We start from the raw sequence: 12,339 nt of genomic DNA, 5'->3' as shown, positions 1-12,339 counted from the left end.
TGTATGTCACAAACCGCATGCTCGAGGCCGTTCGCTGTGGTGAACTGCGTTTACTCACGTCCGGCGCCACCACATCCCGATACCGAGTCCAGCAATCGAGAGCAGTGCCATGAGCCCGACAACCGTACCCGTAATACCGCCGCTATCGTCGTCTTCGCCCGCGACCACTTCGACCGGGTGCTGGTAGACATCGGAGACGACCGTGTCACCGCTTTCCGTATCGTACTGGAAGTCGAGTTCGACCGGGTGATACTCAGTTGTGGCATCCGCTCCCGCCGCCACGTCGAAGGTGATCGTCGTCGACTCGCCCGGCTCGAGGGCCGGGACAAACGCCTCGTCGTTCGATGTGCTGAGCGGGCTGTCGGTGTACAACTGCGCGTCGATGTTCGAAAGCGTCTCTTCGCGCTGGTTGGTGATCTCGAGTTCGAACTCCGTTCGGTCGCCTTGCTCGACGATGATCCCGTCATCACCGAGGGCGAACTCGTCAGTCCGTTCGTCGACCGTCACGCGATCGGTAAATGGCCCATCCTCGAGCGTGGCATCGCCGCTCGAGCCAGTGTACTCGACGGAGAACTGGAGCTGTCGCGGCCCGGCGTCGGCCTGCCCACTGACATCAGTCGGGTACGTAAACGCCGTCGTCTCACCGGGCTCGAGTTCTGGCAGCGCATACCGGGTATCCTCGATGTACAGCGATTCACTCATCGGCTCGACGACGAGAACGGCGTCGTCAATCGTTCGTGGCCCTTCATTTGTAATCTCGCCGCCGATGTGACCATCGTAGCCAACTGAGAGCGTATCCGTCACGTCGCCGATTGCAAAGGACTGTTCTGCACCAGGGGTCAGCGACGCGGTCCGTGATTCGCCCTCGCGTTCGACCCCGCCACTATCGCGGTAACTGAAGTCGATCTCGAGGGGGCGTTCACCCGAACTGAGTTCGCCGGCGACCGCAACGTCGACGAGCATTGTGGTGGATTCGTTCGGGGCGATATCGCCGATGATCTCCTCGACAGGTGCGTCAGCCGAGCCGCCATCGACGGTGACACCGCTCCCGCCGGCGATGCTTGCACGGGTTTCGTTTGCCCACTCGGTGCCGACGTTAGACACCTCGAGGGTTGCCGGCCCGCTCGCACCAGGTTCGACGTCAGTGTCGACATCGGTAATTTCGAACCGTGGCTCGTCTGGCACTTCGATCGTCACCGTCTCTGTCTCGGTAGTCTGTTCGCGTGTGTGGCTGCCGTCTGAGGACATGTAGCTGTTGTAGCTATAGCTCACTTCAACGCGAATGTCGTACTCGCCGGCCTCGAGGTCATCAGGTACTGCGAGTTGCTGGGTGGCAGGCACGGACTCGCCATCCTGAATTGGGCCGATTGCGACTGGTCCTGTCTCGCGTTCGAATGGCCCGCTGTCGTCGATTTCGACTGTCACACCACGTGCGGTTGTGACGCCATCGCCCGCACCCGTGGTGACCGTGGCATCGTTTTGGATGTCGAACTCGAGGCTTTCGATCGTTCCTGGCATAACTTCGGCATCGGAGAGGCCAACCGAGAGGTCGGGTTCGCCGCGGTCAGGTGGCACGTATCCTGAACTGCCACTCGAACCCATGTCCAGGTCTTCGTCACCACCAGCGTCGTTGGCAGCGACGGGCGTTGTCCCGGCGACGCCTATTGCGACAAGACTGAGCGCCATGAGTGCAGCCATCGTGATCGTCACAACCGTCTCACGGGTGTCGGTCATAACGACCACTCCGTTCGCTCGAGATCTGCCGGTCCAGATGCACCGACCGAAAACTGTTGTCTCGTCGAGATATATCTGGGAGGGGACCGGTTACTCATTGCCGACTATCTGTAAGGCTCCATTATGGGCTTTTCTATTGAACGTTCAGTCAATCAGTTTTTGATGGCTCCCTTCGTGTCAGCCTGTATGGGCAGTCGCATCGGACACAAGCGGTATACCGGGCCACCACGAGTGAGGTACCAGTGAGTTTCTCTCATTATCACTATCTCGGGTACCACCTACACGATAGCGGGGCAGCCAAATGACTGAACACCCGTTTGAAGACGTCTCTGGAACGCGCGAAGAGATTCTCGAGGCGACGTTCCGGTCACTCCGAGAATACGGCTACTCGGAGCTGACGGTCGACAAAATCGGCTCGAACTTCGCAAAGAGCAAATCGCTGATCTACCACCACTACGACGGCAAAGACGAACTCGTCCTCGAGTGTCTCGAGTACTTGCTCGAGACCTACGAAGGAGCCGTCACGGATATCGACGACGATCCACGCGGGTGCCTCGAGACCGTCCTCGAGTACGTGTTCGCAGTGGATTCTGCCGATCGCCAGGAGCGTGCTGCGACGTTGTTCGAACTCCGCGCGCAGGCAGTACACGACGAGGCCTACCGCGATCATTTCACGCGCAGTGATCAGCAGTTCGAGGATACGCTCGCGGGTATCATCCACGCGGGCATCGAAGACGGCGAGTTTCAGGCGTGTAACCCAGACGCCGTCGCGACAACGCTGGTCGCGATCATGACTGGCACCTCGCTTCGGCGCTCGACCACGACCGACCTGCCGGTCGCAGCGATTCGCGAGGAACTCGAGGCCTATCTCGAGGCGCGTGTCTATCGCTGAGCGCTGATTCGCCTGCACTGCGTCGTCTGGGGGAGCGCCACTGGGACGATTCGGTGTCAATATAGTTTGTTCGCGCGTGCGTTCTCAACCGTCTGTTTCGGTTCCTATTTCAGTGCTCCCCGTTCCTGCTGCGTCAGTGAACAGTCTCGGCTAAACGGGGGTTAAAACGCTATTACTGCGTGGAAACAAGGGATAACGGGCTCGAGGGTGTAGCATACAACTAGTGTACTCGTAGTTTCTTGGTTTCAAGATAAAGCCGAATACAATCTCGAGAATCAGGCGTTTCAGCGGGTCACAGCAGGAGTATAGCTCCATTACTGGGCATCTCGTGGTTCCAGAAAGCTTATTACACATTGCCTAATAGGTCGGGATACCCCTACCCGGAAGGCTGAGTCGGTCTGTGATGATCTGTCGGACGAATGTCGGCCATCGCCTCCGGTGAATCGAACACTAACCAACGCGAAACACAACAATACACAACATATAATGACAAACGAAACTTCATATCGCGAGAAGGGACGTGCACTGTTCCTTGCTGCGATGATGGTCCTCTCGGTTGTTGCCATGTCCGCTGCGTTTGCGGGCGGTGCGGCAGCAGCAGTCAACGAGGACAACTACGACGAAGGTGTTACCTTCAATGACGGCGTAATTGATGAAGATGTATGGGTCGGTCAGGAACTAACTCTCATTAGCGATGACGACGACCACCATAGTGGTCTCGTTTCCATCGTTGAGGGTCCAGAACTTGACGAGGGAGACACCGTTGAAACCGAATCGGTTGATGGTGACACAGTAACCTTCGAGACCGACGACCTCGAAGAGGATGAGTACTACCACATCCGTGTACACAACGGAGACAATGACGACTTCAACTTTGAAGGGCAGACCTTCGAAGCAGTGAGCGAGAATCTCGAGACCGAATTCACCGACGACACCGTCGCTGAAGAAGGTTCTGTTGACCTTGAAGTTGAATCCGATCGTGACTACCAGCACCTGAACGTCACGGCCGATGACCTCGACGAAGAGCAGCTCGAGGATCTCTTCAATGTTGACACCCACCCAGCTGAGCATGATGACGCCATCCTCCTCGAGGATGTCGAAGACGACGACGCCCTCGAAGCAAACTTCAGTAATGCATCCATCGATACGGGTGAATACGAGTTCACCTTCGAAGTCTCTGACTCGATCGATTACGACACCGCGACGATCGAAGTGACGGACGCGTCTGAAGATTACTACTTCGCAGATGTTGATCAAGTTTCCGAGGGTGAAATCGGAAACATCACCATCGGTGTTGAAGAATCCAGCACGGCCAGTGTCGTGCTCGGTGACTACAACGAGACCAGCCACGTAACTGGTATCGACCTCTACGATATCGATAGTGATGAGGTTGTTCTCGAGTACAACACCCACGGTGCAAACAACTCCGATATCGGTGAGGAAGGCTACGGTTGGGATGTCCATGAGGACTACGAGGACAACGCATCCATCGATAATGTCGAGATCCAGAGCGGACTCGATGAAAACCAGCCACTCCCAAGCCACAACTGGGACCTGTCGATTGGTGAAGGTCTCGAGCAGAACGGTGACAACTGGGAAGTCTCTGACGAGCGCGACCGCGACGTCTTCTCCGTTGGAGACCGTGAAGCGATCGGCGACGCATCGCTCTACACCGCACCGTACGATGATGGACTCGACAACAGCGGCGTCGACTTCGACGATTACAACGACTCCACCATCACCCCAACTGATACAGTTGCAGACGATGACGCTCTCATCCTGACCGTCGACGACTTCGGTGTCGAAGGCGCAATTGATGATGACACCGAAATCGGTCACCTGAGCGGCGTTAACATCTCGATCGAGGAGCAGGACTCTGGTCCGATCGGTGACGCTGCCTACTGGAACACCTCTGATGAGTATGACGGAGAGGACGAGGAACTCGACGCATACCTCATTGGTGACGAGTACGACGGCGACCTGACCTTCGTTGTCGATTACGCAGGCGCTGACGGCCTCGACGCTGACGAAGACTACTACGTCACGTTCGAAGTCACTGAGGACAACGAGTACATCGACGATGAGGACGACGAAGTCGAAAGTGAACTCGAACTCAGCCTCGAAGACCGCGAAGTTGACTGGGACACCATCTCGGGACTCCCAGCTGACGAAGACGCAACCGCAACCGGTGTGACGAACATTGCACCAGGTTCGGAGCTTGACGCTGACATCGACTCTGACGAGGGTAACTTCGTCGATATTACGACTGCTGATGTCATTGATGGCGAATACGGCGAATACACCTTCGAAGCTGAATTCGACCTGAGTGGAGAGGCTGACCAGGAAGGTGTCTTGTTCGACATGACTGTTGAGGACCCACACAGCGACGCTGATGACGATCTCAGCGACGTTGAACTCCTCCCAGCTGGTGAAGAAGGCGAGCCAGCCGCATTCGATGTCGACGCTGACGCACCATCGAGCGTTGAAGTCGGTGACGACGCAACGCTTGATGTTGTCGTCGAAAACACCGGCACTGAGTCCGGTGAGACCAACTACTCCGTCGTAATCGATGGAGAGCAGGTTGACGAAGACACCATCGAACTCGACGGTGAGGAGTCCACGGACACGATGTCCTACGACTTCGACACTGACGCTGAAGGTGACATCGAGTGGGAAGTCGCAACTGACCACGACGATGCCTCCGACACGCTGACCGTCGAAGACGGCACTGACGACGGCGACGACGGCGTTGACGACGGCGTTGACGACGGCGACGACGGCGTTGACGACGGCGACGACGGCGTTGACGATGAGGAGCCAACCGATGACGATGACGACGGCACGCCTGGCTTTGGCGTCGCAGTCGCTCTCTTCGCACTCCTCGCAGCCGCCATGCTTGCACTCCGCAAGCAGGACTAACTCGGCGTAGAACCACCGAACTTCGTTCGGTTTGACGCACTTTCACTTTCTTTCGACCGCTACACCACAAGCGGCAGCACTACAAGACGACCCAGTTACAGCAACTCATACTCCGAGGCACCCATACTGAACACGGCACCGTAGACTGCTTCTGCTGACTGGCACCGACAAGAGAAACAGCACACAGTTTCCACCTCGCTATTGAGTGTCCGTTCTCGAGATCGGACCACTCGAGGTCCATCTATTTCGACCGCTATCTCGAGTAAATCTGTTCACCAACGAAACCTATCAATTCGTCTGTTCCACTTCAGCAGAAGACTTATTACACGATAACAATGACAGCCGGATACTCGAGACAGAGTCGCGACGAGACCGAACGATCCGGTACTCAGATTGGGGGGATACAATTCAGGGGTTCTCGGACGTCTGGCGACTCTTCGCTACAACGCACAACATGATACCAAACAAATCGATGGCTCGCGGGGTAGGCACGACGGTACTCATTTGTATCGTCCTCGTCCTGTCTGTCGTTGCGCTCTCTCTCTCAGGTGCGGGGGCACTCTCGCCCACTGCAGACAGCTACGACGATGGACCAACCTATACTGGCGAGTCGTTCACAGAAGTATGGATCGGGCAGGAACTAACTCTTCATGATGGCACCTTCGATGGAGACTTCATTTCGATTGCAAAGGGACCAGAACCCTCGGACGACACCGATGCCGTCGTCACCGAACGGTACAATGATTCCGACAACACGGTAACCTTCGAGACTGACGAACTCGAGGACGACGAAATCTATCACATCTACGCCTACGGCGACAGTGACAACTTCGACTTCCACGGCGAAGGATTCCGTGCAACCAGTGAAGACCTCGAAGCCGAGTTTAGCAGCCCAACCGTCAACGAAGATAGCACCACGTCGCTTTCGATTGAGTCGGAGCGCGACGAACAACATCTAAACGTCACTGCAGACGATCTCGACGCTGATGAACTCGAGTCAATCTTCGGCGCTGAACACACCCATCCTGCTGCGTATGACGATGCAATTCTTCTCGAAAACGTCAGTGATGGCGACTCCTTTGATGCAGACTTCACTGATATCGACATTGGCGACTACGAGTTCACATTCGACGTGGCCGATAGTAACGCGACAGCGACCACAACGATCGACGTGACTGATAGCGCAGACTACGCCTTCGGCGACGTCTCCCAACCCGAACAGGGCGAGATTGCCACGATCGATCTCGAGGTCACAGATACGGACACGGCGGCTGTCGTCCTCGGCGACGAGCAAGACCACTTCGAGTCTTCAGTCGCCCTCGAGGAGATCGACGACGACGAGATCACCCTCGAGTACAACACCCACAAAGCGACCAGCACGGACGCGTGGCGCGTCCACGAGGATTCGAACGCGAGTGTCGACAGCGCCGAGGTGGACACGGATCTGGATACGGATGAGCCACTTCCAGCACACCGTTGGTCGCTCGAGGTCGGCAACGAATTTGAAGATGAAGACACGCATGAACTCGAGACGGCGTTCGACCGCGACGTGTTGAACGTCCGCGAGCGAACGACGATCGGCGAGACGGCATTGGCTACCGCTCCAGCGGACGCAACGCTTACCGACGGCGACTCGCTGGAGGAAGCAACCGTGACGAACACGGAGACCGTTGCTGAAGGTGATGCCTTCCTGGTCACGATCGAGGACTTCGGAGCAGCTGGCCTCCTCGAGACGGTTGGGAGCGGCGCCTCACTCGAGGAGCTTGGGCTTGAACTCGAGATCGAAGAACAGGATAGCGGCCCAGTCGCGTCGACACACGTCTGGAACACCTCTGCAGACGCCCAATCCGAGGCGGACCCGCTCGATGTCGAGATCCTCAATGCAGGTGACGCATACGACGGCGACCTCTCAATGCTCGTCACGACGGACTCACAGGCCGAGTCGCTCGAGTCTGGCGAGGACTACGACGTGCGTATGCTGACGACCGAGGATAATGCCTACATCGACGACGATGACGCGATCGAACAGGAACGTGACCTCTCGGTCGTCGAGCGCGAGTTCGAGTGGGAGTCACTCGAGGCGATGCCGGTCGCGTCGAATGCCACTGCGACAGGAACGACGACTGTTGCGCCCGGAACTGAGGTGCGCGTGACTGCGGACTCACCGGTTGAGGAGGGTGGATTCATCCAGATGAGTGATGCAGTCGTCACAGAAGGCAGTGCTGGCGAGCACACGTTCGATGCCTCGTTCGACTTCGAGGAGATGGAACCCGGCATTACCTTCGATCTGTTCGCTGAAGATCCATATGATACGTCCGACCCTGCTGCGGTACACGAAGAGGTCGAATTTATCGAAGTTGGCGAACCAGCCTTCGAAGTTGCTGCTGAGGCTCCGACGAGTGCTGTGGTCGGTGAATACGCCTTACTTGAGGTGACGGTGACGAATGCTGGGTCGGCCACTGGCGAGTCGACGTACGCAGTTACTGTCGACGGTGAGACAGTCGCAAACGAGACGCTGGAACTCGAGACAGACGAGTCGAAAACAAAGACCTACGAGTTCGAGACGGACGCTGAAGGCACTCTCGAGTGGGAGGCGATGACGGTTGATGATTCCGAGAGCGGAACTCTAGATATCGAACCCGACGAGGCAGAGAATGGAGAGACCAACGAGTCTACAAGCGATGATGCGGATGACCAGGCCGAGACGACAGCGAGTGACGATGGGACGCCTGGGTTCGGTGTGGCTGTTGCTCTTGGCGTTCTCATTGCTGTCGTTCTGGCCGCTCGGCCCCGCTCGTAGCACTACTCGAGACCATTTGGTGCCTGAGACCGACCGTTTGTTTTGCTGCTGGAGAATTGAGTGCGACCTCGAATAGCCCCTGCCATCGCGAGTGGACGATGTGCAACCGATGGGTGCTTTGGTGGACACTCCAGAGTGACCACAAAATCGCCAAGTAACACACAATACCGATACAGAATCAGCGACAGTCAAACCGAACAGAGATTCTCGCTCAGTCGTCGGCCGCGGCCGCTTCAGCGTCGGTGGTCGCTTCTGCACGGTCTACGTCCTCGAGGTATTCGTCGGCGTCGAGTGCGGCCTTCGAACCCATCCCTGCAGCCGTCACGGCTTGCTGGTAGTGGTAGTCGACGACATCGCCAGCGCCGAAGATACCGGGAACGTGGGTTTCGGTCTGGCCGCCGCCGGAGCCACCTTTCGTCTTGAGGTAGCCGTCGTCGTCCATTTTCACGCCGGTGTCCTCGAGATAGTCGGTGTTTGGCGTGTGACCAATTGCGAAGAAGACCGCCCCGACGTCGAAGTCGAACTCCTCGGTTTCGGGGTCCTCGAGGCGGTCGGTGGGGTGGCCCTTGTCGTTGCGGACGAGGGTTGCGTGGTCGATGCCCTCGGCCTGGGAGCCGTGGAGTTCGGTGACTTCGGTGTTTTTCATGATCTCGATCTCGCCTTCTTCGACCTTTTCGTGGACGCGGTTGATCCAGTACTGTTCGGCGCGGAACTCCTCGCGGCGGTGGGCGATGTAGACGGTGTCTGCGAACTTCGTGAGGAAGGTTGCTTCCTCCATGGCGGCGTCGCCCCCGCCGACGACGAGCATGTCCTCGCCGCGGAAGAACGCGCCGTCACAGGTCGCACAGGTCGAGAGACCGTAGCCCATGAGTTCCTCTTCGCCGGGGATGCCAAGCGTACGAGCGCTTGCGCCCGAGGCGGCGATGACGGCATCTGCGGTGTAGACATCGCCGTTGGTGAGTTCGACACGGAACGGCTGCTCGTCGGCATCCACGGAGTCGATAATGCCGTTTTTCAACTCGGCACCGAACTGGCGGGCCTGCTCTTTCATGTTGTTCACGAGCTCAGCGCCGCCGATTCCCTCAGGGAAGCCGGGATAGTTTGCAACGTCTGTCGTGAGCGTGAGCTGCCCGCCGGGTTCGTCACCTTCGATGACGAGTGGCTCGTTGTCGCCACGACCGGCGTAGATCGCTGCCGTGAGGCCAGCGATTCCGGTGCCGGCGATGATCAGTTTGCGGTGTTCAACGTCGACGTTACCGTCGTCTGCAATGCCCAGTTTCTCGTCGAGTTCGCCCGTCTCGTCGAGTGCGCTCGTGTCGTCCCAGCCGCCGATGAGTTCGTCGTCGATGAAGACTTCTGGAGCAGTTTTGCGGCCGTCTGCGCGCTCGACCATCTCCTCGAACAGGTCGTCGTCGCCAGTGACGTTGTAGATCTCGTACTCGATTCCTTTCGCATCAAAGAGGTCCTTGGCCTTGTCGCAATACGGACAGTCTGTTTTGGTATAGATCTCGACGCGTGGCTGGTCGCTCATAATCCATTGTTGGGACAGATTGCCTAAACCGCTTGCGTTCTCAGCAACTCGAGGGCGTCTCCTGTGACGCAACTACCCGTCCAACCGCTCGAGATGGCAGTCTCGCACACATTGTTTGAGCAGCCGTGCTCTCCCACCACTGTCGACGGCTTTACGACCACGCCAGCGGACACTCGAGTATGGCTGCAGATCTCGAGGAGAAAACTGACCGCTACGGCGCGTTACTGGCAGAGGCACTCGAGGAAGCGACAATCGCCCCTCGAGAGGGGAGCCCAATGGCCGACGCTGCGGCGGAGTGTTACGAGATGGCGTCGTCGTATCTCGACGACGGCCAGCACTTTCGCGAAAATGACGACCCAGTCAACGCGTTAGCATCGTTTTCCTACGGGCACGCGTGGCTCGATGCAGGCGCACGCGTTGGACTATTCGATGTGCCGACTGACGGGCATCTCTTCACCGTCGAGTAACGCACGACGCTCCCGCACCCGGGTTACGGACGCCGAACCGTGTTCTCGAGCGTGCCGACCCCGTCAATCTCGATTTCGACGGTGTCGCCATCCTCAAGCGGGCCGACGCCTTCCGGCGTCCCAGTTGCGATTACGTCGCCCGGCTCGAGCGTAAGATAGCTCGTGATTTCGGCGATGAGTTCGGAAATCGGGAAAATGAGCTGATCGGTCGAGCCGTCCTGTTTGAGGTCGCCGTTGACGCGTGACTGCACGGACGCGCCGTCGGGGACTTCGTCGGGCGTTGCGAGAACCGGGCCGAGTGGCGCTGCGCCGTCAAAGGCCTTGCCGCGGATCCAGTTCTGTTCTTGTTCCTGGTCGTCCCGGTTCGAGATGTCGTTGACGCAGGTAAAGCCCTCGACGACGTCCATCGCATCGGAGACGGGGACGTGCCGGCACTGTTCGCCGATCACGACGCCGAGTTCCGCTTCGTAGTCGATTCGGTCTTTGCCCGCGGGCGCGGTGATGGTATCGCCATGGCCTGCGACCGCGTTTGGCGGCTTCAGAAAAAGCAGCGGCCGGTCGGGTACATCGTTGCCCATCTCGTCTGCGTGGTCTGCGTAGTTGCGTCCGATACAGACGATCTTCGAGGGGTCAGTCGGTGCTAATACGTCGATTTCGTCGCTATCGAGTGCATAGGTCTGGTTTCCGAATCGAACACGGTCATCCTCGAGTGTGCCACGTCGGACTGCCCCAGCGGGGTCACGGAATCGGACGTATTTCATACTCGAGTGATGGGATTCCGGCGGCAAAAACGTTGAGATGTCGGCGTCCCTCGCTGCAAGGGAGACATCTCTGGTATAGATTACTGTTCTCGAGTGAGGATTTCGAATTGCGCCGTCTGGTATCGATTTTTCGAACGAGAGCAGTCACAGACCAGCAGAACATAGGTACGTCAGCATGTGGCAGTGTCGCCGCGGAACGGAAGTCTTTTTACTAGGCCTCGGCAAGCAATGAATGCGTAGCACGCCCCGTTGGTGAGACGGACGCAGTCCGTCGAGGCTCGGAGCGTGAACGACGTGAACGCTCCGTTGGTGTAGTCCGGCCAATCATTTCGGCCTTTCGAGCCGATGACCTGGGTTCAAATCCCAGACGGAGCATTTCTCAGCGAACAACTTCGTGAGGTGAGAATGCGACCCTGGATTTGAATTAGACCAGTCGCGCACAGCGTAGCGAGCACGTCTGGGCGTAGTTTAAATCCCAAAGGGAGCACTCCTCTGAGGAACGACGTAACGAAGAAGGAAGCACACGCTCTGGGATTTGAGGGAGAGAAGTCGCTGCCAACGAGGGATCGGAGATCCTCAAGCAGTTGGCGCTTTACGCCGACGACCGCGGAGCGAACGAAGTGAGTGAGCAGGATCGTCTTCGCGTGGTTCAAATCCCAGAAGAGCAGTTTTGCGGACGCACTGAACCGAAAGCGAGCTTTGAGCACTCTTCTATGAACTCGCCGCTGTGAGTCACACGTCCTCCGTCTGAACTCCTCTCCGCAAGACTAGTCCTGCATCGTCGGACTGCCAAAGAGCCACGTACTGGTGACCGTTCAGACAAAATGTGCCAGCCGACTTGATATAGCAGCGCCAAGACCAATAACTAACAATAGTGGATGGTCTGCTGGAGCGACTTATGGCACTCTTTGACCTCACCGGCTTCCAACGCGACTTGCTGGTCGTAATCGCCGGACTGGATCGGCCATCGGGACAGACAATCAAATCGAACATCGAGCGCGATGCTGATATCGATATCAACCACGGGCGACTGTATCCAAATCTGGATACGCTTGTCAATCGCAATCTCGTGGAAAAAGGCCAACTCGATCGTCGGACGAACTACTATGCAATTACCGACGACGGGAAAGCAGCGCTGCAAGAACGGGAATCCTGGGAACAGGAATATCTTGAGGCGGTTGTCAGCTAAACGTTCGGAGGCCTGTACCAACACGATAAACTGAATATCGCTATAT

General features: G+C 57.5%; 8 protein-coding genes and 1 tRNA gene. 6 read left to right on the top strand and 3 right to left on the bottom strand.

Annotated features, from left to right (window positions below; all coding sequences use genetic code 11):
• Nucleotides 1-54: 54 nt before the first annotated feature.
• The gene (locus tag G6M89_RS11055) at nucleotides 55-1,734 is read right to left on the bottom strand and encodes a hypothetical protein (RefSeq protein ID WP_343162637.1); all 1,680 of its coding nucleotides are present in this window, start codon (nucleotides 1,732-1,734) and stop codon (nucleotides 55-57) included.
• 301 nt (nucleotides 1,735-2,035) lie between these two features.
• Here G6M89_RS11055 and G6M89_RS11050 point away from each other — a divergent pair, with 301 nt between their 5' ends.
• The 3 genes from G6M89_RS11050 (at nucleotide 2,036) to G6M89_RS11035 (ending at nucleotide 8,345) form a co-directional block, all read left to right on the top strand.
• Entirely contained in the window at nucleotides 2,036-2,626 is a 591-nt protein-coding gene (locus G6M89_RS11050) for a TetR/AcrR family transcriptional regulator (protein WP_165161832.1), read from the top strand.
• Between the two features lie 486 nt (nucleotides 2,627-3,112).
• Nucleotides 3,113-5,545: a PGF-CTERM sorting domain-containing protein gene (locus G6M89_RS22130; protein WP_206335521.1), complete on the top strand. Its 2,433-nt coding sequence runs from the start codon at nucleotides 3,113-3,115 to the stop codon at nucleotides 5,543-5,545.
• A gap of 472 nt (nucleotides 5,546-6,017) precedes the next feature.
• Nucleotides 6,018-8,345, top strand: coding sequence for a BGTF surface domain-containing protein (locus tag G6M89_RS11035; protein WP_165161831.1), 2,328 nt, complete (start codon nucleotides 6,018-6,020; stop codon nucleotides 8,343-8,345).
• A gap of 211 nt (nucleotides 8,346-8,556) precedes the next feature.
• On the opposite strand, the gene G6M89_RS11030 is transcribed toward G6M89_RS11035, so the two are convergent.
• Nucleotides 8,557-9,876, bottom strand: coding sequence for an FAD-dependent oxidoreductase (locus tag G6M89_RS11030; RefSeq protein WP_165161830.1), 1,320 nt, complete (start codon nucleotides 9,874-9,876; stop codon nucleotides 8,557-8,559).
• A 179-nt stretch (nucleotides 9,877-10,055) separates the two neighbouring features.
• Here G6M89_RS11030 and G6M89_RS11025 point away from each other — a divergent pair, with 179 nt between their 5' ends.
• Entirely contained in the window at nucleotides 10,056-10,343 is a 288-nt protein-coding gene (locus tag G6M89_RS11025; RefSeq protein WP_165161829.1) for a DUF357 domain-containing protein, read from the top strand.
• A 23-nt stretch (nucleotides 10,344-10,366) separates the two neighbouring features.
• Here the strand turns inward: G6M89_RS11025 and G6M89_RS11020 are convergent, their stop codons facing one another.
• Nucleotides 10,367-11,104 (bottom strand): fumarylacetoacetate hydrolase family protein, encoded by a 738-nt coding sequence (locus tag G6M89_RS11020; protein ID WP_165161828.1) that lies wholly within the window; start codon nucleotides 11,102-11,104, stop codon nucleotides 10,367-10,369.
• Between the two features lie 300 nt (nucleotides 11,105-11,404).
• On the opposite strand from G6M89_RS11020, the gene G6M89_RS11015 reads away from it, so the two are divergent.
• Nucleotides 11,405-11,479: transfer RNA gene (locus G6M89_RS11015), tRNA-Glu, on the top strand.
• Between the two features lie 523 nt (nucleotides 11,480-12,002).
• Nucleotides 12,003-12,293: a PadR family transcriptional regulator gene (locus tag G6M89_RS11010; protein ID WP_165161827.1), complete on the top strand. Its 291-nt coding sequence runs from the start codon at nucleotides 12,003-12,005 to the stop codon at nucleotides 12,291-12,293.
• The last annotated feature ends 46 nt before the right edge of the window (nucleotides 12,294-12,339 follow it).

It is taken from the genome of Natronolimnobius sp. AArcel1 (genome assembly GCF_011043775.1).
Lineage (GTDB): Archaea > Halobacteriota > Halobacteria > Halobacteriales > Natrialbaceae > Natronolimnobius.
The sequence above is the reverse complement of the archived record's forward strand: the minus strand, read 5'-3'. Positions and strand labels throughout refer to the sequence as shown.

Excerpts from the sequence above, each read along its gene's own strand:
- G6M89_RS22130 (WP_206335521.1), top strand. The coding sequence starts at position 3,113 with ATGACAAACGAAACTTCATATCGCGAGAAGGGACGTGCACTGTTCCTT.
- G6M89_RS11025 (WP_165161829.1), top strand. The coding sequence starts at position 10,056 with ATGGCTGCAGATCTCGAGGAGAAAACTGACCGCTACGGCGCGTTACTG.
- G6M89_RS11050 (WP_165161832.1), top strand. The coding sequence starts at position 2,036 with ATGACTGAACACCCGTTTGAAGACGTCTCTGGAACGCGCGAAGAGATT.
- G6M89_RS11055 (WP_343162637.1), bottom strand. The coding sequence starts at position 1,734 with ATGACCGACACCCGTGAGACGGTTGTGACGATCACGATGGCTGCACTC.
- G6M89_RS11030 (WP_165161830.1), bottom strand. The coding sequence starts at position 9,876 with ATGAGCGACCAGCCACGCGTCGAGATCTATACCAAAACAGACTGTCCG.
- G6M89_RS11020 (WP_165161828.1), bottom strand. The coding sequence starts at position 11,104 with ATGAAATACGTCCGATTCCGTGACCCCGCTGGGGCAGTCCGACGTGGC.
- G6M89_RS11035 (WP_165161831.1), top strand. The coding sequence starts at position 6,018 with ATGGCTCGCGGGGTAGGCACGACGGTACTCATTTGTATCGTCCTCGTC.
- G6M89_RS11010 (WP_165161827.1), top strand. The coding sequence starts at position 12,003 with ATGGCACTCTTTGACCTCACCGGCTTCCAACGCGACTTGCTGGTCGTA.